The 21,856-nt window shown below is 71.6% G+C and carries 18 protein-coding genes; 5 read left to right on the top strand and 13 right to left on the bottom strand.

What is annotated here, in order from left to right:
• Nucleotides 1-180: 180 nt before the first annotated feature.
• Both BCF44_RS42245 and BCF44_RS42240 read right to left on the bottom strand, forming a co-directional pair.
• The gene (locus BCF44_RS42245) at nucleotides 181-1,233 is read right to left on the bottom strand and encodes an alpha/beta hydrolase (RefSeq protein WP_116180129.1); all 1,053 of its coding nucleotides are present in this window, start codon (nucleotides 1,231-1,233) and stop codon (nucleotides 181-183) included.
• Nucleotides 1,234-1,254: 21 nt separating this feature from the next.
• Complete coding sequence (locus tag BCF44_RS42240) at nucleotides 1,255-2,526, bottom strand: cytochrome P450 (protein ID WP_246016128.1); 1,272 nt, start codon at nucleotides 2,524-2,526, stop codon at nucleotides 1,255-1,257.
• A gap of 242 nt (nucleotides 2,527-2,768) precedes the next feature.
• Here BCF44_RS42240 and BCF44_RS42235 point away from each other — a divergent pair, with 242 nt between their 5' ends.
• The gene (locus tag BCF44_RS42235) at nucleotides 2,769-3,584 is read left to right on the top strand and encodes an SAM-dependent methyltransferase (protein ID WP_116180151.1); all 816 of its coding nucleotides are present in this window, start codon (nucleotides 2,769-2,771) and stop codon (nucleotides 3,582-3,584) included.
• Between the two features lie 69 nt (nucleotides 3,585-3,653).
• On the opposite strand, the gene BCF44_RS42230 is transcribed toward BCF44_RS42235, so the two are convergent.
• Genes BCF44_RS42230 through BCF44_RS42215 form a run of 4 tightly spaced genes read right to left on the bottom strand, consistent with a single transcriptional unit; the run spans nucleotide 3,654 to nucleotide 8,327 of the window.
• Nucleotides 3,654-4,559: an NlpC/P60 family protein gene (locus BCF44_RS42230; RefSeq protein WP_211353472.1), complete on the bottom strand. Its 906-nt coding sequence runs from the start codon at nucleotides 4,557-4,559 to the stop codon at nucleotides 3,654-3,656.
• A 35-nt stretch (nucleotides 4,560-4,594) separates the two neighbouring features.
• Entirely contained in the window at nucleotides 4,595-5,077 is a 483-nt protein-coding gene (locus BCF44_RS42225) for a poly-gamma-glutamate biosynthesis protein PgsC/CapC (RefSeq protein WP_116180127.1), read from the bottom strand.
• Nucleotides 5,074-6,249: a poly-gamma-glutamate synthase PgsB gene (pgsB, locus tag BCF44_RS42220; protein WP_116180126.1), complete on the bottom strand. Its 1,176-nt coding sequence runs from the start codon at nucleotides 6,247-6,249 to the stop codon at nucleotides 5,074-5,076. The genes BCF44_RS42225 and pgsB overlap by 4 nt, the downstream gene beginning before the upstream one ends.
• A gap of 11 nt (nucleotides 6,250-6,260) precedes the next feature.
• A complete protein-coding gene (locus tag BCF44_RS42215; protein ID WP_116180125.1) occupies nucleotides 6,261-8,327 on the bottom strand; it encodes a HAMP domain-containing protein in 2,067 nt (688 codons plus the stop codon).
• 170 nt (nucleotides 8,328-8,497) lie between these two features.
• Here BCF44_RS42215 and BCF44_RS42210 point away from each other — a divergent pair, with 170 nt between their 5' ends.
• The gene (locus BCF44_RS42210) at nucleotides 8,498-9,397 is read left to right on the top strand and encodes a hypothetical protein (protein ID WP_116180124.1); all 900 of its coding nucleotides are present in this window, start codon (nucleotides 8,498-8,500) and stop codon (nucleotides 9,395-9,397) included.
• On the opposite strand, the gene BCF44_RS42205 is transcribed toward BCF44_RS42210, so the two are convergent.
• Nucleotides 9,378-10,373 (bottom strand): CU044_5270 family protein, encoded by a 996-nt coding sequence (locus BCF44_RS42205; protein WP_116180123.1) that lies wholly within the window; start codon nucleotides 10,371-10,373, stop codon nucleotides 9,378-9,380. The two genes, BCF44_RS42210 and BCF44_RS42205, sit on opposite strands and share 20 nt — an antisense overlap.
• A gap of 13 nt (nucleotides 10,374-10,386) precedes the next feature.
• The gene (locus BCF44_RS42200) at nucleotides 10,387-10,923 is read right to left on the bottom strand and encodes an RNA polymerase sigma factor (RefSeq protein WP_170218046.1); all 537 of its coding nucleotides are present in this window, start codon (nucleotides 10,921-10,923) and stop codon (nucleotides 10,387-10,389) included.
• A 95-nt stretch (nucleotides 10,924-11,018) separates the two neighbouring features.
• On the opposite strand from BCF44_RS42200, the gene BCF44_RS42195 reads away from it, so the two are divergent.
• From BCF44_RS42195 to BCF44_RS42185, 3 genes are read left to right on the top strand one after another with little or no spacing between them, the layout of a single operon-like run.
• Nucleotides 11,019-11,510: a pyridoxamine 5'-phosphate oxidase family protein gene (locus BCF44_RS42195; RefSeq protein ID WP_116180121.1), complete on the top strand. Its 492-nt coding sequence runs from the start codon at nucleotides 11,019-11,021 to the stop codon at nucleotides 11,508-11,510.
• Nucleotides 11,511-11,525: 15 nt separating this feature from the next.
• A complete protein-coding gene (locus tag BCF44_RS42190) occupies nucleotides 11,526-12,110 on the top strand; it encodes a hypothetical protein (RefSeq protein ID WP_116180120.1) in 585 nt (194 codons plus the stop codon).
• A gap of 39 nt (nucleotides 12,111-12,149) precedes the next feature.
• Entirely contained in the window at nucleotides 12,150-12,413 is a 264-nt protein-coding gene (locus tag BCF44_RS42185) for a DUF1905 domain-containing protein (RefSeq protein WP_116180119.1), read from the top strand.
• Here BCF44_RS42185 and BCF44_RS42180 read toward each other — a convergent pair.
• From BCF44_RS42180 to BCF44_RS42160, 5 genes are read right to left on the bottom strand one after another with little or no spacing between them, the layout of a single operon-like run.
• Nucleotides 12,385-14,208 (bottom strand): SWIM zinc finger family protein, encoded by a 1,824-nt coding sequence (locus tag BCF44_RS42180; protein ID WP_116180118.1) that lies wholly within the window; start codon nucleotides 14,206-14,208, stop codon nucleotides 12,385-12,387. The genes BCF44_RS42185 and BCF44_RS42180 overlap by 29 nt on opposite strands.
• Nucleotides 14,205-15,308, bottom strand: a complete 1,104-nt coding sequence (locus BCF44_RS42175) for a VWA domain-containing protein (protein WP_116180117.1) — start codon at nucleotides 15,306-15,308, stop codon at nucleotides 14,205-14,207. The genes BCF44_RS42180 and BCF44_RS42175 overlap by 4 nt, the downstream gene beginning before the upstream one ends.
• A complete protein-coding gene (locus BCF44_RS42170) occupies nucleotides 15,305-17,512 on the bottom strand; it encodes a DUF5682 family protein (protein WP_116180116.1) in 2,208 nt (735 codons plus the stop codon). The genes BCF44_RS42175 and BCF44_RS42170 overlap by 4 nt, the downstream gene beginning before the upstream one ends.
• Entirely contained in the window at nucleotides 17,512-18,573 is a 1,062-nt protein-coding gene (locus tag BCF44_RS42165) for an ATP-binding protein (RefSeq protein ID WP_116180115.1), read from the bottom strand. Before BCF44_RS42165 ends, BCF44_RS42170 begins: the two co-directional genes overlap by 1 nt.
• Nucleotides 18,570-21,845: a DUF4132 domain-containing protein gene (locus BCF44_RS42160; protein WP_116180114.1), complete on the bottom strand. Its 3,276-nt coding sequence runs from the start codon at nucleotides 21,843-21,845 to the stop codon at nucleotides 18,570-18,572. The genes BCF44_RS42165 and BCF44_RS42160 overlap by 4 nt, the downstream gene beginning before the upstream one ends.
• Nucleotides 21,846-21,856: the final 11 nt, after the last annotated feature.

The following is a 21,856-nucleotide window of genomic DNA, read 5'->3' as shown; positions in this document are numbered from 1 at the left end:
AACCTCATGCCCGACCGACGCGTACGAACCGCACCACGCGTGGTCAAACGAGCGATCTCCAAGTACAACGCCAAAGGCACCGTCGACCGGACTACTTACAAGGCCACCATCAGCATCGATGTCCTGGCCTCGCCCGAACCTTGACAGCTACGTGTCACGGCTAACTGAACGGCATTGGGACTAGAACCCGAGCATCGACCCCAGCCAGGCGCGGGTGGCGTCCCGATAGTCACCCGCGTTCTCGTGCAGGGCAATGGAATGCCCGGCGTTGGGCAGCACGTACACGGAGAGCCAGGCCGCCGACGAGTAGAACGGCAGCTCCTGCGCGCGCAGCGCCGACGCGGACGAGCAGTCCCGCAGCGCGAGCAGGCCGCAGAACAGGATGTCGTCCTGGCCGACGGCCTGGAGAACGGGCACGTCGATGCCCAGTGTCACCGGCACCACGATGCCGAACACCGCCACGGTTCCCATGCCCGGCACGGAAACCTGGTCCTTGGTCGCCTCGTCGGCGGCGATCACGCTGGGATCGGCGTCGGCCGAGTTGTAGAACAGCGGGCCCCGCGCGCCGGGCCTGGTGGTGAAGTACAGCGGGTCGCCGGGGTTCTGCACCGACGACAGGAACGCCGGCACCAGCCCGAGCGCCGCGCCGAGTCCCAGCGCCGGCACGGACGGGATGTGCGTGACGCCGGTGAGGACCACGCCGTCGACGTCCTTGTACGTCGAGGCTTCCGACGCGACGATGCCGGAACCGACGGAGTGCCCGACGATCACCACCTTGCCGAAGGGGATGCCGCCCACCGCGCCGGTGCGCAGCTGCCCCACGACCTCGTGCATCGCCTCGGCTTCGGCCCAGACCGTCAGCGGCAGGCTGAGCGGGTGGCTGCTCTGCCCGGCGCCGAGCACGTCCACCGCGAACGTGGCGTAACCGTGCTTGGCCATGTCGCGCTGGTACGAGTACTGGTCCGGCAGATAGGGCAGATCCCAGTACGTGCGGTTGTACGTGCCGCCGTGCACGAGGAGCTGCACGGCCGTCGGCGCGGGGCCGTCCGGCAGGCACAGCTGACCGCTGATCACCGCCGGTGTGTCGAACAGCGGCACCACGGACGGCGCGGTCACCGGCAGCGTCGCCATCGAGCAGTTCGCCGCGGACGCGCTGGCCACCGGCGGGGCCACCGCCCCCGTCAGCCCCGCGACGCAGGCAAGCAACAGCACGGCGAGCTTGCGGACAAGCATCTCTCTCCCTGGGGATCTCTCTCAGTGACGGGGCAGAACGGTCATCGGCAGCCGGTTGGGCTGCATGGTCGCGGCCAGCCGCGGCTTGACCCGCACGCCGGGCACCGGCACGAGCCGCCACCGCGCGGCGACCGTCGCGGCGACCATCGCGATCTCGGTCTGGGCGAACAGGTGGCCGGGGCACAGCCGCGGCCCGGCGCCGAACGGGATGAACGCGCCGCGCGGCAGCTTCTCCGCCCGCGACGGCAGCCAGCGGTCCGGGTCGAACCGGTCGGGATCGGGGAACCAGCGCGGATCCCGGTGCAGCGTGTGCTGGCTGACCGCGACCTCGGTGCCGGCGGGGATGGGCACGCCGCCGAGCGTGGTGTCGGTCCTGGTGCGGCGCATCAGGATCAGCGGCGGGTTGCGGCGCAGGATCTCGTTGGTGATCCGCTGGGTGTACTCCAGCCGGGGCAGGTCGGCGAACGTCACCGGCCGGCCCTCCAGGACCCGGTCGAGCTCGGCGTGGAACCTGCGCTCGATGTCGGGCTGCGCGGCGATCTCGTGGAAGAACCAGGCCAGCGCCACGGCCGTGGTCTCCGCGCCGGTGGTGAGGATGGTGACGACCTCGTCGTGCACCTGCTCGTCGGTCATGCCCTCGCCGGTGTCCTCGTCGCGGGCCAGCAGCAGCATCGAGACGAGGTCGCCGTGATCGGTCCCGTCCTCGCGGGCGGCCAGCACGACCCGGGGGATGGTCTCGCGCAGCCGCGCGGCGGCGGCGTCGAAGCGGCGGTTGCCGGGGATGGGCAGGCGCTCCACGACCTTCGGCGAGAACGCCCTCACCAGCACGTTGTCCAGCAGGTCGGGCACGCTGCGCTGGATCTCGTCGAGCACGTCCTGGCCGAGTTCGGTGGCGAACAGCGTGCGGCCGGCGATGCTGAGCACCAGGTTCTGCATGTGCTCGTCGACGGCGACGACCTGGCCGGCCTTCCAGTCCCGGATCGAATCCTGGGCCAGCCGGCTCATCGTGCTCTCGGCGTACGAGGCGATCCGCGTGCGGTGGAAGGCCGGTAAGACCAGGCGGCGCTGGCGCTTGTTGAAGTCGCCGTTGGAGGTGGCCAGGCCGTTGCCGAACAGGGGCCGCATCTTGTCGAAGACGATGCCCTTGTCGTAGCTGTCGGCGTCCGCGGCGAGCAGTCGCAGCGCCAGTTCCGGGGTGGTCGCCATGTAGACCGGCAGCGGGCCGAGGTAGATCTTGACGACCTCGCCGTAGGCGGGCAGCGAGGACAGGAAGTTCAGCGGTCGTCGCAGCATGGCGGCGGTATGGCCGATCACGGGGCGACGGCCGGGGACGACCGGCGCGTCACTGGTGACGTTCTGGTTGTCGGACAACCCTTCCCACCCCATATCGGTGCGCGGCCGGTTCACGATAGGGGTACCAACGTGCTACTGCGAGTGGCCGCGCCCAGGACCACCCGATCGGGTTGCGACTGGCACGGGCGTACCGGGCGCGTCTACGCTCGCGCGGTCGGGCGGCGCGGAACGGGGTGGACGAGATGGTCGGAGACCTGAGCTGGGTGCCGCCGGAGGTCGACCCCAGCGTGGCGCACCCGGCGCGCGTGTACGACTACTGGCTGGGCGGCGCGTCCAACTTCGCCGCCGACCGCGCGCTCGCCGAACAGATCAACAAGCTGATGCCGGGGGTGCGGGAGGCGTGCCGGTTCAACCGGGCCTTCCTGCGGCGGGCGGCGATCTTCATGCTGGACGCCGGCATCCGGCAGTTCCTGGACATCGGGTCCGGCCTGCCCACCGCCGGCAACCTGCACGAGATCGTGCAGCAGCTCGAACCGTCCGCCCGCGTGGTGTACGTCGACCGGGACCCCATCGCGGTCGCGCACAGCGAGCTGCTGCTGCGCGGCAACGACCGAGCCGCCATCGTGTTCGCCGACGCCCGCGAGCGCGGCACGATCCTCACGTCGCCGGAGGCCAAGCGGCTGCTGGACCTCTCCCAGCCGGTCGGGCTGTTCATGTTGCTGCTGCTGCACTTCATGCCCGACGCGTGGGATCCCGCCGGCATCGTCGCCGGCTACCGGGACGTGCTGCCGTCCGGCAGCTACCTGGCCGTCTCGCACGTCGCCGCCGACGGCGACGCCAAGAACCTCGGCGCGGCGGTGCAGGTGTACGACCAGAACACGCACAACCAGCCGTTCCCGCGGACCCACGACGAGGTGCTGTCCTTCTTCGCCGGCTTCGACATCGTCGAACCGGGTCTGGTCGGCTGTCCCATGTGGCGCCCCGACGGCATGGGCGGCATCTCCGACGATCCCGGCATCAACTCCCTCCCCTACGCCGGCGTAGCCCGCAAACCCTGAGAGTAATGCAGGGAAGGACGCCTTACCCGCGTTGAACGAGGGTAAGGCGTCCTTCCCTGCATGAGGGTTCTATAGGCGGCGGATGCCCCAGAGGCCGGCGGCGTAGGGGCCGTCGTCGTCCAGGACGCTGCGGCCGCTGGAGTCGCCGAAGCTGGGGCCGTTGGGGGTGCCACGGGAGGCGATGAACCGCTGCTGGCCGGCGTCGTCGACACCCAGGTAGATGCCGACGTGGTCGACGGCGGTCTTGTTGCCGTCGGTGCTGAACAGCAGCAGATCCCCCGGCTGGGCCAGGAAGCGGGTCTGCGCCGAGCCGAGCGCGTTGCTGGCGATGGCGGCGCCGAGCGGGGCGGACTGCATCTCCGGCGGCGTGCGCGGGATGCCGCCGGCGCCGAGCGGATAGCCGAGCCGGTAGCCGTAGACGAGCCGCGCGTAGCCGGCGGAGTCCACGTCCCCGAGCCGGTCCTTCCGCGCCCTCACGCCTTTCGCCGCTATGCCGAGGAAATCGTTGTAGTCGGCGTCGTCGGCGTAGTGCGCGAAGGTGACGTACTGCGTGGCCACGGCGAGGACGTCCGGGCTGCGGTCGGCCAGCGCCTGGGCCAGCCACGGCCGGAACCACGCCGCCTGCTCCGCGCCGGCGGTCCACGCCTGCGGCGCGAACCGCACCCAGTTCGTCGTGGTGACCACGGCACTGGTGCGCCGCGGATCGGCGAAGGTCCGGCTCGGTCCACTGAGGACGGCCGAGCGCGCGCCGTCGGTGAACGTCGCGACCAGGCGGTCGTGCTCGTCGAGCACGGCGGTGCGCGCCGGGCCGTCCAGCCGGACGAAACTGTAGGTGGTGCTGACGGGATGCGCCTGGCCGATGGCCACGATCGCCGAGTTGTCCCGCGCCCGCGCCGGAATGTCCTGCGCCTGCGCCAGATGCACCACGGCCGCGCCCGAGGCGAGCACCGTCGACAGCAACACTGCTGTGCGCATCAACTTCCTTCGGTGTGTTTCCACGGCCGTGACTCCTACGACGTCGGGACCAGGCCGACCAGCACCCCGCTGGCCAGCACTCCGTACGAGGCGAGGGCGACCGACCCGGTGGCCAGCACGGTCACCGCGGGCGGCTGGCGGACCAGCTGGTACGCGATCAGCCCGGGCACCACGAAGCCCAGCGTCTCGTGCACGTACAGCAGCGGGTAGTGGTCCTGGATCAGCACGAACACCGTTGTCTGCAACAACACCCCGAGCAGCACCACGGCCGCGAACTGCCGTTTGCCGTACAGGATCACGACCTTGCTCAGGCCGAGCGTGGCCAGATAGGTCAGCACCGTCGTGAGCACCACCACCGCCGCGCGCCGGTAGTCCTCGACCAGGGTCAGCGCCAGCCAGCCGGGGGTGATCATGCCGCCCGGGGACAGGTTGGTCGTCAGATAACACAGCAGGGAGAACAACAGCCCGATGGCCAGCCCGAGGGTGGCCACCTCCGGCGACAGCTCCTGGCTGATCATAGCCGCTCCAGGGTTTCCAGTTGGGCGAGCAGGATTTCGCCCTGGCCGTGAATGTTGCCGATGGCGGCCAGCGAGGCGTGCCCGTCGATGCCGGCGACGACCGCGTCCAGCATCTCCGGCGCGCTGCGCCGGCCGCCGAGGTCGACCACGCGGTGTCGCCAGTCCGACGGGATCGCGGTGAACGCGCTGCGGGTCGGCTCGCCGATCAGCAGCACGCGTTCCGGTTGCAGCCGCGGGATGAGCGCTCCCATCTGGCCGTTGCGCTCGATCCGGTCCGGCCGGCAGTTGATCACGATGTGCAGCGGCCGGCCGATCGCGCCGTGGTCGAGCAGGTGCTCGATGTTCATCACCGTCGACTCGGGGTCGTTGGCCGCGAACACGTTCGCGAACGACAGCCGCTTGCCGTGCGCCGCATAGCGGTCCACCCGCAGCACGCCGGGGTCCGGCGGCGCCTCCCACATGCCGGCCATCGCGTCGGCCCGGCCGATGCCGAGCAGCTCGGCCACGGCCAGCGCGATCGCCACGTTCTCCTTGAACGTGATCCAGTCGAAGGCGGCCAGCTCGGCGTCGCCGACCGACTCGGGGTCGACCGAGATCAGCCGGCAGTTCCGCCTGGCCGCCTCCTCCTCGAGGATGTGCAGCCGCTCCTTCTCGGCCGTCACGCACACGCCGCCGACCGGCATGGACCGGCACAGCGACCGGGCCACGTCGTCCAGCGTCGGCCCCATCTCCGCCAGATGGTCCTCGCGGACGTTGCACAGCACGCCGATGTCCGACCGGATCAGCTTGGTCTGGTTGATCTCCTGCAGCGGCGGGGCGACCGCCATGCACTCCATCACCAGGGCGTCCGGGTCGTAGCCGGCGGCACGGCGCACGATGGCGATCTGCTCCACCACGTTGGCGATGTCGAACTTGCGGTGCACAGGCTCCTCGCGCGCGTCCGGGTGGATGAAGCGCGCGGCGGTGCCGGTGGTCTTGGCCACCGTGACCAGTCCCCCGCCGCGCAGTGCGCCCGCGCACAGCCGCGTGATGGAGGACTTGCCGCGGATGCCGTTGACCAGCACGCGGTGGTTGATCCGAGCGAGATTCCTGTTGTGTCTGCGCTGTTCGACGATCCCGCACACCAGCAGCACCAGGCAGGACAGGGCATAGACGGTGTAGAGGAAACGCATTCGGGGTGCTCCTAGACCAGCAGGGGGACAGGGGCGGTGGTGTCGGCGCGTTGTCTGCGCGTGGCGTCGAGACACTGGGTGATGGTCCCGATTTCGTTCAGCCGCTCCGGGTAGATCACGGTCTTCAGGTCGCCGCGGGCGAGTCGGTCCGCGGCGGTCGCCAGCCGCCGCAGCGGCCGCACGAAGCACAGGTGGTACCAGCCGAGCAGCAGCAGCGCGGCGGTGCCCGCGGCCAGCGCCGCGGCCAGGACGTGGCGGCGGACCACGTTGTCCGGCAGGGGAAGCGTGGTCAGCGGTTGTTGCAGCACGACGGTCCAGCGCAGCGGGTCGACGCTCTGGCCGCCGTGCACGGTGGTCGCCGCGATCACGTACCACTGGCCGTCGATCTCGTCGGTGCCGGGCCGGCCGACGCCGCCGAGCGCGTCGGTGACGCTCTGCCGCAGGGACTGGTCGGTGAGCGGGTCGAAGGCGCGGTAGCCGTCGGCAGAGGCGAGGGTGCGCAGTCCGGCGTCGACGAGCTTGCCGTTGCCGGCGCTGCGCCGCAGGATCGACGACAGCTTGGTCACATCGAGCTCGCCGATCAGCACGTGCGAGTGATCCGGCAGAGGCGTGCTCGCGTAGAGCACCGGAATACGCCCAGCTGTGTTCTGTTGGTGCAGGCCGGATCCCGCCGGCGGCCGCTCGACCGTGCGCAGCGGCGTCCGGCCGGCCGTCACCTCAACGGCGCCGTTCGCGTCCGTCACGTAGACGCTGCGGTAGCGGCTGTTCTGCGCGATCAGGTTGCCCAGCGCCGGTTTCAGCGAGCCGACGTCGCCGGTCGCGTGGGTGGCGAACGAGCGCAGGTCGGTCAGGCTTGCGGAAAGCTGGTCACGCAGCGCGCCGGCGGTGACGTCGGCGAGGCCGCGCTCCCCCTGCACGACCAGCTCCGGCACGGTCGGAACTGTTTCCCACGCAACGACTCCGACCGCGACGGAACAGGCCAGCAGTGGAGCAACCGCGGCGAACACCAGGGTGCGGGCGGAAATCCGGCCCCGTTTGTCCACTACCGCGTCGCCGACCAGCGCGCCGGCCACGATCCGCGCCTCGCGCAGCCGGTGTCTGCGCTTGTGGTGGCCGCCGAGCGCGGCGGCGCGCAACCGGCGCAGCGGCCGCACCAGGCCGAACACCAGCAGCAGCAACGTGGTCGCCGCGGCGGCCGCCAACGCCACGGTGGCCCAGGCGGTCTCCACCGGCGTCTGCGGCGCGCCCTGGCCCGGCGCGGAGCCGACGAGCACCAGGTTGAGCCCGAGTGGCCTAGCCGGATCACCCGTCAGAATCGGGGCGTAGACGGCAATCGGCGTCGTCCGGACGCCATTGACCACCGGTCCCTTGCCGGCCTCGCCGGTCACGCTGCCGACGGCGGTCGCGTTCGCGCTGGCAGTGTTGACCAACTGCTGGTACGAGGGGTCGAAGTCGCCGCGCGACTTGACCACCTGGCCGTCGTTCGTGGTCAGCAACAACGCCTCCGCCGGCTCGCCGGACAGCGTCGCGGCGGCGATCTTCAGACCGGTCGTGACCAGCACCAACCAGTCGGTGCCGGCCAGCGGGGCCGCGGTCAGCACCACCGTCGCGCCGGACTGGTCCTGCACCAGGTTGACGGTGATGCGGTCGACGTCCTTGTTCGGCAAGGACTCCATCGGCACCGGCTCGCCGGTGCCGGCCAACAGGGTGCCGGTGGACCGTCGGACCAGGGCCAAACCGCGGGCCTGCGGGCAGGCGCGGGTGAACGCCGTGAGGGTCGCGGCGGGCGTCTTGTCGGGATGGACCGTGTACAGCGCGCCGGCCGTGCTCAGGTCGCCGGCGACGTCGCTGATCGAGTCGGCGGTGGCCCGAGCTAAATCGTTCACGAGCAGTTCCTGGGACTGCGCAACGACTTGCGCGCCGCCGCGGGCCCCGGCGGCGGGTAATTCGATCATGCACCACGCGATCAGCAGGGCCAACGCGGCGCCGACGACCGCGACCGGCGTCCGCAGCCCGTCCGGAAACCCGCTTTCCACCGGCCTGTGGCCGGGCACAATCGCCACCAACGCGCTCTCCATGTATCGGTCCACAGAGGACGGTCAAACGCGGCGGCGGAGTTGCTGCGTTCCACGCGTACTGTCTACTTCATTGCCTATTAGAGTATGATTCGAGTCACAAGGCAAGCACGATTCGCAACCGAACAACCGAGAGCGGCCACCGCCGGGCGGCTTGGAACCCGGAGAAATCCTTGGCTTCTGCACGGAACGCGCTGGTCATCGCGCTCGGCCTGGCCTGCGTGGCGGCACTGGTGTTGATCAACATTCCGGACCGCTCGCCGGACACCGATCTGGCCGAGCGGGCCTCGCAGTTCGCCGCGGCGCTCAGCGCGGACGCGCCGTACCGGCCGCCCACGGTCCGTGAGGGAAAAGACGCCTTGTCCGGCTTGATTCCCCTGCTCACCGGCGGGAAGAACACCCAAAGTTACGTGCAAACGCTTACACCGCTGGGGTTCACGCTGACCGACGGCCGGGACACCGTGTCCGGGCGGCACTTCCTGCTGGCCGCCACCGAGCCGGACGTGGAGCGGGGCTGGGGCATGTACATCGCCGACTACGGGGTGGCCCCGCGGCGGGTCATCGAGGTGCCGCACCCGAATTTCGATCTGGACACCGAACAGGTCGGTGTCCAGTTGTACCAGGCGCTACCCGGATCCGCGGTGCTCATCGCCGGCGCGCACCGCCGGGCCGCCGGCGGGCTCGCCGACGTCGCGCACAACGCGAACTCGCTGTTCAACCTCGTCGCCGATGCATTGGCCCGCAAGGGCCTGCCGCAGGTGCAACTGCACGGGTACGAGGACCGCAGCCTGCCCGGCACCGGTGTCGTGGTGTCCGCGGGCGCGACCGAGCACACCTCGCTGCACGAGCAGATCGCCGACCGCGTCGCCGCCGGCGGCACCGTCGTCTGCCGGGCCTGGCGCGAAAGCTGCGGCAACCTCGAAGGCACCACCAACGTGCAGGGACAGGACGCCGACTCGATCGGCGCGGTGTTCGCGCACATCGAGTCGGACAGCGAGATCCGCTCGGATCCCGCGCTGCGGGCCCAGCTGGTGGCGGCGCTGGTCGGCGCGCTCAACTCGTCGATCCCATAGCGCCGACCACCCTGGACGTCAGCGAGGAGCTGCTCGTCACGGTGCCCGCCTTGACACCGGCCCAGTCCCGCGCCAACAGTTCCCGAGAACCGAGGTATGCACCGGTTCTGGTGTCGATGACGAGCTGGACGCTGTCCCGGCCCTGGGTGACGCCGAACGCCGTGCCCCGCCGGCCGTCGAGGTCGGCCGTGTCGTCCACGATCTGCAGCGCCGGCACGTAGGCCAGCGCCTCGTACACCGACTTGCGCAGCTCCGCCGGAATCAGGCCGGTGTCCAGGCCCAATCCGATGACCCGCAACAGATCGGCGCCCTGATCGCCGTGCTCTTCGGCGCTGAGTTTCTGAAACAACTGGCGCGGGTCGCGCGGCAGCGCCGCCAAATACGCCGGGGTCGGGTGGAAAAACGACGGTTGCTCCGAACGCCCCCAGAACTCGCCGTTCCTCGCCTTCCAATCGCCCAGTTCCATCAGCGGCGGCAGGTCCTTCGGCACGTCCGCCGGCGAGCCCTTCACCCAGGTCTTGGCGCCCGTGCTGGTCCGCCGCAGTTCCCACGTCTGCCCCTGGTCCGCCGGCACCCAGGTCTCGTAGGTCTCGTCGGCGATGTACGCCCAGGCGATGTCGTCCTGGTCTCGGTTCGCCGAGGACATCACGCGGGTGCTGTTGTGGACGTACAGGAACTGCCCCGGCCGCAGGACGACGTCGCCGGTCTCGGTGGCGGCCTGGCTCAGCGCCTCGGCGGCCGTGGCGGTGCCGACCTTCGGGGAGTCGTCGGGCACGAGGGCCGGTCCGACCAGGGTCAGCACCAGCACGCCGACCACCACCGCGGTGGCCACCAACCAGGCCCGGCGCCGCCGGAGAGGTGCGACCGGAGTTGCGGGGCGCATCGCGGCCAGCAGCTTGGCGCGGCCGGCGGCGACCGCCTCGTCGGACATCTCGGGCAGTTCCGACACCGCCGCCTTGACCACGTCGTCCTCCATGGGACGCAGTCCATCAAGCATCGCCGTCACCCTCCAGTCCGCCCATCCGCGCGCGCAGCCGCGCCCGGGCCCGGAACAGGCGCGTCCGGACCGTCGCCACGGGGGTGTCGGTGACCTCGGCGATCTCGGCCGGCGTCAGGTCAGCCCAGGCCACCAGCAGCAGCACGTCCCGCTCCTCCGGCCGCAGCTCGGCCAGCGTCTCCGCGAGGTCGGCGGCCAGCGTCTCGGCGTCGATGACGGCCGCCATCCGCTCGTCCACCCGGTCGGTGACGACCCGCCGGCCGTGTTCGCGGGCCAGCGCCCGTAGCCGCCGGCCCTCGGTGCGCACGTGCTGGCGCAGCAGGTTCGTGGCGATCCCGTACACCCACGCCTTCAGGCCGGCCCGGCTCGGGTCGAAGTCGGCCCGGCGCTCCCACGCCGTCAGGAACGCCTCGTGCACCAGGTCGTCGGCGACCTGGACGTCCACCCTGACCGCCAGGTAGCGGTGCAGCGAACGGGCCTGGTTGTCGTACAGCTCGACCAGCTCGGCGGCGTCGCGTAGCCCAGTCACCCCCGGACCTCCTGTTCGCGCCAGCGGCGCCGTCTCACTCCGCACCACGCCTTTTGGCCGGTGACACCCCCTTCGTTCCCATACGCTGCTGTGGTGTGACGTCCTGGCAGGAATTCACCGACCTCGCGCCGCGCATCGCCGCCGTCTTCCGGCGTCGGCACGCCGCCACCGGCAACCTGTGCTTCCTGGCCACGCTGCGCGCCGACGGCTCGCCGCGGATCAGCCCGATGGAGCCGCGGCTGTTCGAGGGCCAGCTGTGGCTGTCCGGCATGCCCGGCACCACCAAGTTCCGTGACCTGGGCCGCGACCCGCGGTTCTGCCTGCACACCGCCACCGTCGACACCCACGTCGCCGACGGCGACGCCAAGCTGTGGGGCACCGTGCACGACGTCCAGGACCTCGACCTGCACGCCCGCTACGCCGAGGACCTGTATCAAGAAAGTGGCTTCGACCTGCGCGGACAGGTGTTCAGCCCGTTCTACGCCGCCGACATCACCAGCGCGTCGGCGGTGGAGGTGGACGGCGGCCACATGGACGTCACGGTCTGGCAACCCGGCTCCCCCGAGCGGGTGGTCCGCAAGCACTGAACGTACGGTGGGCCGATGCCCAACGAGGACACCGCGCCCATTCCCGTCGTCACGTCCACGGCGCGGCCCGGCACCCGCGCCGTCGCATTCCTGTTCGCCAGCGGCATCCTGCTGGTCGGCAGCACCTTCCTGAACCTGGTGACGCTGCCCCTGCCCGGCGACGGCGACCAGGCGCAGGCCGCCGTCAACGCCTGGGGCCTCGACCTCGGCATCGGCCACGACATCCCGCAGTACGTCGGCGTCGTGACGATGATCGCCGGTGTCGCCCTGCTGCTGGTCGCCGCCGCGTCGCTGCGGGCCGAGTTCCGGTGGACCCGCAACGCCTCGCTGGTCGCCGGCGGCATCGGCGTCGCCAGCGGCCTCTACCTGGCCGCATCCGGCTTCAGCACCGCCACCTTCCTGTCCCAGCTCGCCGGGGCCACCGGGCAGGCGCTGACCCCCGTCATCGGCCCCGGCCTCTATCTCGCCCTGCTCGGCGCCGCCTGCGCGCTGGTCGCCGTGTCCTCGCCGCCTCGTGAGGAAACCCTGCCGGTCGTTCCCCCGGCCGAGGAGACCGTGGCGTACCGCGTGGAGGAGGAGCCCGCGGAGGAGGAGAGCTGACCGGTGTCGAAATTCCGTCGGCGGTCTCGATACTGGGGCATGCTGACTGAATTCACCGCAACGCTGGTTCGCAGCCCCGCCAAGGGCGGGTGGACGTACGTGGTGTGGCCGCGGTCCGCCGAGTTCTTCGGCACCCACGGCCTGGTCAAGGTGCGCGGCAGCGTGGACGGCGTGCCCTTCGAGAGCTCGTTCATGGCGCTCGGCGACGGCACGCACAAGCTCCCCGTGAAGGCGTCCGTGCGCAAGGCCATCGGCAAGGACGTCGGCGACGACGTCACGATCCGGCTGGATGAACGCCTCTGAGCTCCGCCAGGACGAGCAGCCTCAGGTGCGCGGCGCACCAGCCTTCCGGTTTCTCGGCGGCGGCCAGCAGGTCGGCCGTCCGGCCGAGGCCGACACTGCGCAGGCTTTGGGCAGCCTGTTCGAGCCGGGTGCGGACGCCAGCGGTGGCATGCCGCAGGCCCCGATGCGCCGCCTCGGCCGTGGCCTCCAGTGCGGCGGCGATCGCCGCCGCGAGCGGCTCCGACGGGGTCCAGGAACCCGCCGGAAGCGCGGTCGGTTCGCCATCGGCCAGGTCGGGGACGACGACGCCGTCCCTGGTGAGGACCGCGCAGGGGTCGAGCACGAGGCCGCCGGCGCGGCGGACGGTGCCGCTGATCATGCGGGGGCCGTCGCTGAGGGACTTGGCCAGTACGTCGAGCGCCGCCGGGCAGTGCGGGTTGTGCTGGGCGGACACCGTGGCGGTGACGCCGTCGGCGTCGGCGATGACGGCGTCGAGGCGCTGCGCGCCGGGGTCGTAGCCGACGTGGCGGACCTCGGCGACGGCCAGCACCCGCACGAGCTCGGCCTCGACGCGGGGGCGCACGAACGCCGGCGGCAGGGCGGCGAGCTCCGCCTCCAACGCCGCGAAGTCCCTGACCAGCACGGGAAGTTCGGCCCAGGCCTCCCCCACCGGCGTGATCGACGTCTTGGCGACCCGGCCGGTGGTCAGCCTGACGACCCGGCTGGCGCTGCGCACCGCCGACTCCGACACGACGTTCGACGCGGCCAGCCGTCCCAGCGTCGTGCCGGCGACGCGTCGCGATGCGTCGACCCTGTCCCACCGGTTGCGCAGCACGAACACCGTGGTCGGGCCGGCGAAGTACACCTCGGCGGTGTGCTCGTCGAGGACCCGGCAGCCCAGGGCCGTCAGCCGCACCCGGGACAGTGGCGTCTCGGCCCGTTCGTCGGTGCCGAGGACCTGCGACCGGGGCCCGGTGGAGTGCTGCCGGGCGTGTAGTTCGGCGACCAACGCCGCGAACCGGGTCGGGTCGTAGGATGCGCTTCTCGCTCGGTAGGCGGCGACCTGATCGACCAGATCCGCCATCGCGGCCGCCGGCCAGTGCAGGTTTCGCTCAGCCAGGTCCCGCTGCGCGCGCCGGAGCGCCGCCTCCTGCACGGGAGTCGCGTTCACCGCGCCGTCGGCCACCAGCTGCTCGATCAGCTCCGGCACCGCCCCGAAGTCCGCATCCGTCGACGTCCCCGCGCCCGCCTCGAACTCCAGCACCCCGCGCTCGTCCGCCTCGCGGAACGCCCACACCGCCAGCACCACGAACTCGTCGCGCCTGTCGGCCGTCACGTCCGTGTGCACGTATCCGAGCTCGCCCGGGACCAGGAACCGGACCGTGCACAGCGGCAACTCCGCGCTCGCCACCGGATCCTCGGCCGTCGGACGCCGCAGCCGCACCGGCAACGCCCGATACGCCTTGCGCGCCGCCGCCACCACCCGCTCGCCGAAGGCCGCCGTCAGCAGCTCGTCGGTGAGCTCCCCCGGCGACCACGGCTCGAAGGTCGGCACCGTCTGTTCCCGTTGGTACGCAAGCACCACCGCGATGCGGTGCCGGCACACGCCACTCGCGCCGCAGGTGCACGAGGCACCGTCCAACCCGACCCCGGGCGGCAACACCGTGACAACACCGTCGGGGAAGGTGCCGCGCACCACGTCGCCATCGACCTCGACGATGACGTCGGTCTCGCGGCCGGCGCGCTTGACCAGGCCGCGGTTGGCCAGGGCGACAAGGGAATCCTCGTTGAGGGAGAGGAGATCGTGCCTGTTCATCCCAGCCTCTCCGCCACGAACTCCGCCAACTCTCCGGGCGTCATCGCGCCGACGTGCGCCCCGACATCGGCCAGGCGCTGCGCCAGGTGCCGGTCGTAGCTGGGGTTGGCGTCCTCGTCCAGCGCCGCGAGACCCAGCACCTGCGTGCCCTGCTCCACCAGCCCGCGCACGGTCCGCACGAGCCGGTTCTCGTCGCCACCCTCGTAGAAGTCCGTCACCACGGCGAGAATCGCCCGCCGCGGGTTGTCGATCAGGCCGGCGCCGTAGGCCACGGCCTTGGCGATGTCGGTGCCGCCGCCGAGCTGGACCTTCATCAGCAGCTCGACGGGATCGGTGACGTCGGAGGTCAGGTCGACGACGTTGGTGTCGAAGGCGATGAGGTGGGTGCGCAGCCCGGGCAGCCTCCACAGGCACGCGGCGGTGACCGCGGAGTGGATCACGGAGCTGGTCATGGACCCGGACTGGTCGACGATGAGGACGAGCTGCCACTGGTCGACGCGCCGCCGCGTGCGGCTGACGAACCGGGGCCGCTCGATCAGCAGCCGCCGCTGCTCCGGTTGGTAGTGGGCGAGATTGGCGCGAACGGTGGCGTGGAAGTCGAAGTTCCGCGAGTTCTTGACGTTGCTGGGCCGCCGGTTCCGCGTGCCGGAGAAGGGCTGCTGCACCTCCCGCGCGAGCTTGCGCATGAGCTCCTCGACGACGGCGGCGACGATCCGCCGGGCCAGCCGCAGCACCTCGGGGTTCATCAGGTGCTTGGTGCGCAGCACGGCCCGCAGCAGCGCGGGGTTGGGCTCGGCCCTCGACAGCACCTCGGGGTTGGTGACGACCTCGGTGATGTCGTACCGCTCGACGGCGTCCCGCTCCAGCCGCTCGATGGTCTCCTTGGGGAACAGCCGGTGCACGTCGTCGAGCCAGTCGACGGTCCGCACCACCGAATCGCCGCTCCCGCCCCGCCGCACGCCCTGCCGTTGCAGCTCGGGATCCCTGCCGTAGAGCCAATCCAGGGCGGCATCCCGGCGGAGCGGTTCACCGACGAGGCAGCCGGTGTGCCGGTCGGCGGGCTGCCCGAGGATGAGTCGCCACCGTTGCAGATCCGTCACAGCAACCCCTGTTCCGCCAGCACTCTGTCCACGGTGGCCTCCAACGCCATGCCCCGGGCGACCACGAGCGGGTCGACCTCGGCCCGCAGCAGCGACCGCGCCGAGCCGCCGCCCAGGTCGACCACCATCCGGGCGACGGTCTCCCGCTCGGCGGGAGGAAAGAAGGAAAAGCCCTGCCGCAGTGCGGGTAGCGCGATGAGGAAGTCCTCTTCGGACATTCCGCTGACGACGTCGTCCAGGACCGCGATGACCCGGTCGTCGGACAGCACCCGGTCGCGGGCGACAGCGAAGAGGCCGGCCAGCCAGTCGCCGACGATCCGCGGCCCGGAGACCCCGGCCAACGCCCCGACGGCGTCCACCTCGGCGTCCAGCGACCAGCCGAAACCGCAGGCGGCGCCGCGGAGATCGGGCGGCGCGTCGGCGTTGGCGGCGATCCGGGCGACGACGTCCAGCGCGGTCGACCGGGAGATGTCGAGCACGGATCCGGCGTGCCGCAAGGCATCCCGGGTCGCGACGACGGCGCGCAGCCGCGCCGGCTCGGCCGGCGCGGGACCGCCCCGCACACCCTCCATGATCCACAGCGACCGGTCGACCGCGGCGGCGATCAGCGGCTCGAACGCGGGACTGCCGGCGGTGCCGAAAATCCGGTCGTGCCGCCACAATCCGAGCACAGTGGCCAGCACGTGCCCGAGGGCGTCCAGCTCGCCGGCGGTCGCGATGCCGTCGGCGAGGGCGGCCGTGACCTCCATGTCGATGCCGCACAGCGCCCCGTCGAACAGCAGCGTCGCCAGGTCGGCGATACCTGCCTGGGGTATCTGCGAGCGCAACATGGACGCCGCACACGAGGCGAGGGTCGCGCCGTGCCCGGCGGCCTCGATCAGGGCCGGCAGCCGGCCGTCGTCGGGCGTGAGCTGCCACTGCTCGTCCAGCACCGGATCCGCCCCGCTCGACGGCCCGGACCGCCGCTCGAACCCCGGCACCCCCAGCACCCTGAGCCGGTGCAACGTCCGACTCCGCGCGAGTTCGGCGGTCAGATCCAACGTCACCGGGCCTTCGCCGTCGAGGCCCAGCCGCTCCAGCTCGGCGGTGACGTCCGCGACCAGCGGCGGCAGCGGCGTCGCCGCGTGCAGCCGCCCGAGCCGCTCGCCGCTGAACGCAGCGACCATCTCCACGATGGCCGGATGCGTGCCGGGCGCGAGAGTCCCACGCGTGCTCCACGGCGGCGGCTGCGGCAGATCGTCGTGCACCAACGCGCTGACCAGCCCGTCCAGCACGTCGGTGCGGGACGGAAACTCGTGGCCACGCAGCCGCGCCAGGCCGGAGGTCAGCGTACGGGCGGCGATCAGGTCGGCGGTCGACACCAACTGCCGGCGTTTCCGCAGCCGCACCACCACCTCCTCCACCATGGCGTCGGCGGCGCCACCGACCCCGTCCTCCCACAGCCGCTGGTAGTACTCCGGCGACGGCATCCCCGACTGGTAGCCGGTGAACGCGTCCAGCCGCTTGTGCGAGTACGGCACCAGGTAGCTGCCGCCGACGGCATCCGCCGGTGGCTGTGGGACCTCCGGCCAAGGACCCTTACCCACCGCCAAAGCGCGGATCGCCGGCGTGTGAAACCCGCCCGTGACAACAACAACCGGACCGCCGGCGGCCCGCACCCACGACGCCATGTACTCCTCGCGGGCCCGATCGTCCTCCCCCGCAACGGTTTCCCCGCGCACCAGGTCGAAATACGTGGTCAACCGCTCGGCCAGCTCATCGTCCGGCACCGCCTCGACCAGGTGATCCCACAGCGTGTCCACGTTGTCGACGGCGAACTCCCGGCACAGCCGCTCGGTCACCGCCCGGTACCGGTGATCGGCGTCGGCGTACCGGTTGCGGCGGTCGGCGAACGCCGGATGCCAGGCCGGCAGGTCGATGAACCGCACCTCCGCCCCCACCGAGCGGCCGACCGTCAGCGCCACCCACTCCGGCGAGTAGTCGCAGAACGGCGTCCACGAGCCGTGCACCCGCTCGTCGTCGCGGTAGTACGTGTAGACGGCGATCGGCAGCCGGTGGCCCAGCAGCAGCTCGTCCAGCCGGTGGTTGAGGTCGGCCGGCCCCTCGATCAGCACGTGGGCCGGCCGGATCGCCTCGATGGTCGCGGCGACCAGCCGGCTGCACGCGGGACTGTGGTGCCGGACCCCGATGTAGGTGACGGTCATCAGCCGGGCAGCAGGTGTCGGGCGGCGTGCAGCGCCTGCCACTGCTCGCCGTGCCGGCGCGGGGCTTGCTGCTCCAGGTACCGCCGCAGCCGGGCCAGGTCGTCGGCGTTGTCCTTCGCCGCCGTGCCGGCCAGGCACTCCACGATGTCCGCCGCCGTGCCGGCCTCGCCGCGTAAGTACCAGCCGCGCAGGCCGACGGCGTGCGCGACGGACACCGCCTCGGCGGTGCTCATCACCGTGGACAGGCGTTCGGGCTGGTCGCGCAGGTCGCGGAACGCCGTGACCAGCACCTCCAGCACGTCCCGGCGCGGCGCGACGGCCACCCCCGACTGCTCCAGCAGCCGGGCCGCCTCCCGTTCGACCAGCCCGAGCTCGGTGTCGTAGCTGCCGATCGGGAAGACCGTCTCGAAGTTGAACCGCCGCTTGAGCGCGGCGCTCATCTCGTTCACGCCGCGGTCCCGCGTGTTCGCGGTGGCGATCACGTTGAAGCCGGCCTGGGCGAACACCATGCCGTCCGGGCCGGTCAGCTCGGGAATCGCCAGCACCCGCTCGGACAGCAGCGACAGCATGCAGTCCTGGACCTCCAGCGGGCAGCGGGTGATCTCCTCGAACCGCACCAGCTTGCCCTCGGCCATGCCGCGCAGCATCGGCGCCGGCACCAGCGACCGCGGCGTCGGCCCCTCGGCGACCAGCAGCGCGTAGTTCCAGGAGTACTTGATCTGGTCCTCGGTGGTGGCCGCGCCGCCCTGGATGGTGAGCGTGGACTCGCCGGACACCGCCGCCGCGATCAGCTCGGACAGCAGCGACTTGGCCGTGCCCGGCTCGCCGACCAGCATCAGGCCGCGACTGGTGGCCAGGGTGACCAGCGCACGGTCCACAAGGGACGGATCGCCGACGAACTTGCGGCTCACGCCGCGGTCGTCGCCGACGATGAACCGTCGCGCCGCGGCCAGGCTCAGCGCCCAGCCCGGCGGCCGCGGATCGGTGTCCTCGGCGCGCAGTGCGGCCAGCTCGTCGGCGTAGCGGAGCTCGGCAGGCGGCCGCTGGAGGTCCTTGCTCACGCCGTCACCTCGGTCAGCTCGGCCAGCAGCTCGGACGCCGTGATCGGGTCCAGCTCGCCGAACTCGCGCGGCTGGGCGTGGTAGCGCCAGCCGTCGGAGCCCTCGGCCTCCAGCCGGATCGCGGAGAGCGTCTGCTCCGGGAACACGTCCATCGCACCGACGGCGATGCCCGGGTCGAGGTCGATCACCACCACGCCGCCGGGCGAGGGCCGCACGATCCCCCACTCCACGCCGGCGTCCTGCGGCTGGGTCCGCCGCCAGCTCCGCTTGGTCAGCCCCAGCACCTTGCCGATCGGCACCGTCGCGCCCTCGAACCGCTTGAGGGCGGTGGCGGTCCGCTCGTCGTCGGACAGCGTGTACGTGAGCCGCCCCAGCTGCGGGAACGGTTGCAGGATCTCGTAGTCCGCGAACAGCTCGGACCACGTGCCGAGGTCGTCGCCGAGGTCGAGTGGATGCGCGAGCCGGACCCTACCGTCCTCGGGCAGCGTGAAGGTGTCGTCGTTGACGTCGGCCAGCGTGCGGTCCTCGGCGACCCGGAAGCCGACGCCGGCATCGGTGATCCACACCAGCCGGCGCACGATGTGCCACAGCAGCGGATGCCCGGCGAGCAGCGTCGAGAACTCCTCGGCGGACCAGTCTCGCCGGACCACCATCGCCTGCTCCAGGCGGAGGATCTGGTCGGCGGCGACGGTGCGGACGTCCTTGCGCAGCGCGGCGAACCGCGCGTGCTCGGCCGGCGCGAGCTCCTGGTCGTCCTTGCCGGCGGGCTTGGGCAGGTCCTTGCGGCGCTTGCCGTCCTGGTCCATCACGTACGGCTTGAGCTGCTCGTCGAAGCCGACGGTGAACGACCGCGGGCCGTAGTCGATACGCATGGTTGCCGCGTCGTCCAGGCCGAAATTCGGCACGAGCCGGTCGGCCAGCTGCTCGGGGCTCAGGTTCAGGTCGCGGGCGACGGCGGCGATCTTGTCCTGGGCCCGCTGCTTCAACGCCTTGAACTTGACCTTCTGCGCGATGGAGCTCAGGTGCATCAGCGCGACCTCGCTGCCGAGCGCCGACAGGACGTCCAGGCCGGTCACGGCCTTGCTGTGGCCGCCCTCGCCGGGCCAGGCCCGCACGATCGGCGACAGCCGGCGCACGGTGTCGTCGTTGCCGATCAGGCCCAGCGCGGCCAACGCCCAGCCGTCCTTGGGGTTCTCGCCGCACGTCCGCCAGAACTCGAACAGCGCCCACGCGAACTCGGCCAGCGACTCCGGATCGCACAGGTCCCGCACCACGTCGACGCCCGCGTACGGCTCGTCCAGGCGGGACATCGCGAGCATGGTCAACACGTGCTCGGTCGCCTCGCGCGGCAGCCCCGACCCGTCACGCAGCTTGACCTGCGGCAGCTGGTCGACAGTGACCCACTCGATCGCCGGGACCTTCGCCGGCAGCATGTCGAACGGGTCGGTCGCGGCCAGCGCCTCGATCGCCGTGCGCGCCTCCGGTCCGTACGTCTCGGCCTCGGCCAGCACTGCCTCAAGCGACGTCTGGGAGATCACGAGCCGCAGCGCTGCCTCGGCGGCGCGGCGGCCGGCCCCGACCTTGCCCACCGCGGCCGGCACCAGCAGCCGGACCGTGGACACGCCGTGCCGCGCGAACCAGGCGGTCGCCGTCTCGCGGGCGGACTTGAGGCGGGCGTACCAGCCGGCCATCCGCAGCGCGATGTCCGCGTCGGCGAAGGGCAGCAACAGGTCCCAGTAGCTGGCAGGGTGGTCGTCGAGCCCCGCGTACACCATCGGCAGCGCGTCCGTCTCGAAGCGCGCGAGGATCGGCGCGGTGTACGACTCGCCCGACCACGGCCGCTCCAGCCGGTGGTCGAGCAGGGGCCGCATCAGGTCTTCCGGCCCGAACTGGCACATCGCCCACACCATCTGACGACTGGCCTGGCCGGATCGCACCTGGCCCGCGATGTGCTCCCACTCGATCTGCCCGTCCGGGTTCTTCGGCATCCGGTCCAGCAGCCAGCGGTGCTCCTCCGCCCGGGACTGCCAGTCCGCGCGCTCCCCCGGCTCCCAGCGCACGGTCATGCCGCTCGGCGGCTCCAGCCGGAGCACGATCGCCTTGGCCTTGGCCTTCTTCACCGTCCACGGTGGACTGACCAGCAGCTTCGGCAGCGCCTCCGGCGGCGCGTCCGGCACGCGGGCCGAGCTGGCGGCGACCCGCTCCACAACCGCCTTCAGGTTGGCCGGCAGCTCCACGTCCAGCAGCTCCGGATTGGCCTGCAAGTGGCCGGCGAGCAGGTGCGCGGCCGTTGCGTCACGGCCGGCCGCCGCGGCGAGCATTCGCAAGGCCCGTAACGGAAACTGCCGCATTGCGGCGACCAGTCCACTCTGGATGTGCTTCTGCCCCGACCGCGACACCAGCGCGCCGAAGGCCTCGTCGGTCGGCAGCGCGGCGATCACCGTGACGAGCAGCTTGCGGGTGTCGCCGCCGGACCGCTCCTCGTCGAGGCGCTTGATCAGGTAGGGCGCGATGTCCGTGCCGATGGTGTGCACCAGGGTGTAGATGGCGGCCGTGGCCGCCACGATCCGGTCCAGCGTCCGCAGCTGCTCGACGGTGCCGGGCGTGCACGCGGCGAGAGTGCCCAGATAGCGGGCCGGCCCCCACTGCTCCAGCTTCTCGTACAGCTCGTCGACCCACGCCGACTCCGTCGGCAGCAGGAACGCCGCGACCAGCCGGGCCATCTCGGTGTCGCGCTTGTCGGCGAGCGCCTCGACCGCCCGCGCGTACTCCTCGTCGTCGGCGCAGGCCAGCGCGAACCGCACCGTCTCCAGGTACGCGACGCCCGGCCATTGCCACGGCACCCGCTCGTCCGCCTGCAGGTAGCGGATGTAGCGCGGGGCGTCCTGGTCCTTCTTGGACGCGTCGTCGAAGGACACGATCAGCCGGCAGTACTCGAGCAGCGCCTCCGCCGCGAACGCCGGCCCCTGCCGCTGGAGCCAGTCCTGCAGCAGATACGGCTCGTGCGCCTGCCCGGTGATCATCAGCGCCGCCGCCCCGAGCGCGGTGCGCTCCCCCGCGAGGTACGCGTGGCCGGCCCGGCCCAGCGCCGGCATCGTGCGCGGGTTGTCGAACGCCGCGACGATCCACTCCCGGCGGAGTTCCAACTGCTTGCGGGCGGACTCCGCCCGCCCCTCGTCCACCTTGAACGCCCGCAGCACCGGCCGGTCCCGGCGGTAGTGGATGTTGCGCCGCCAATGGTCGGGGATGACCAGCGAGTCCTCGTGCTCCACCGTGCTCTTTC

The organism is Kutzneria buriramensis (assembly GCF_003387475.1).
Taxonomy (GTDB): domain Bacteria; phylum Actinomycetota; class Actinomycetes; order Mycobacteriales; family Pseudonocardiaceae; genus Kutzneria; species Kutzneria buriramensis.
The sequence above is the reverse complement of the archived record's forward strand: the minus strand, read 5'-3'. Positions and strand labels throughout refer to the sequence as shown.

Coding starts and splice junctions, on each gene's coding strand:
- BCF44_RS42235 (WP_116180151.1), top strand. CDS start 2,769: ATGGTCGGAGACCTGAGCTGGGTGCCGCCGGAGGTCGACCCCAGCGTG.
- BCF44_RS42215 (WP_116180125.1), bottom strand. CDS start 8,327: ATGGAGAGCGCGTTGGTGGCGATTGTGCCCGGCCACAGGCCGGTGGAA.
- BCF44_RS42245 (WP_116180129.1), bottom strand. CDS start 1,233: ATGCTTGTCCGCAAGCTCGCCGTGCTGTTGCTTGCCTGCGTCGCGGGG.
- pgsB (WP_116180126.1), bottom strand. CDS start 6,249: ATGCGTTTCCTCTACACCGTCTATGCCCTGTCCTGCCTGGTGCTGCTG.
- BCF44_RS42205 (WP_116180123.1), bottom strand. CDS start 10,373: ATGGAGGACGACGTGGTCAAGGCGGCGGTGTCGGAACTGCCCGAGATG.
- BCF44_RS42170 (WP_116180116.1), bottom strand. CDS start 17,512: ATGACCGTCACCTACATCGGGGTCCGGCACCACAGTCCCGCGTGCAGC.
- BCF44_RS42180 (WP_116180118.1), bottom strand. CDS start 14,208: ATGAACAGGCACGATCTCCTCTCCCTCAACGAGGATTCCCTTGTCGCC.
- BCF44_RS42230 (WP_211353472.1), bottom strand. CDS start 4,559: ATGCGCACAGCAGTGTTGCTGTCGACGGTGCTCGCCTCGGGCGCGGCC.
- BCF44_RS42185 (WP_116180119.1), top strand. CDS start 12,150: ATGCTGACTGAATTCACCGCAACGCTGGTTCGCAGCCCCGCCAAGGGC.
- BCF44_RS42240 (WP_246016128.1), bottom strand. CDS start 2,526: ATGCTGCGACGACCGCTGAACTTCCTGTCCTCGCTGCCCGCCTACGGC.
- BCF44_RS42225 (WP_116180127.1), bottom strand. CDS start 5,077: ATGATCAGCCAGGAGCTGTCGCCGGAGGTGGCCACCCTCGGGCTGGCC.
- BCF44_RS42190 (WP_116180120.1), top strand. CDS start 11,526: ATGCCCAACGAGGACACCGCGCCCATTCCCGTCGTCACGTCCACGGCG.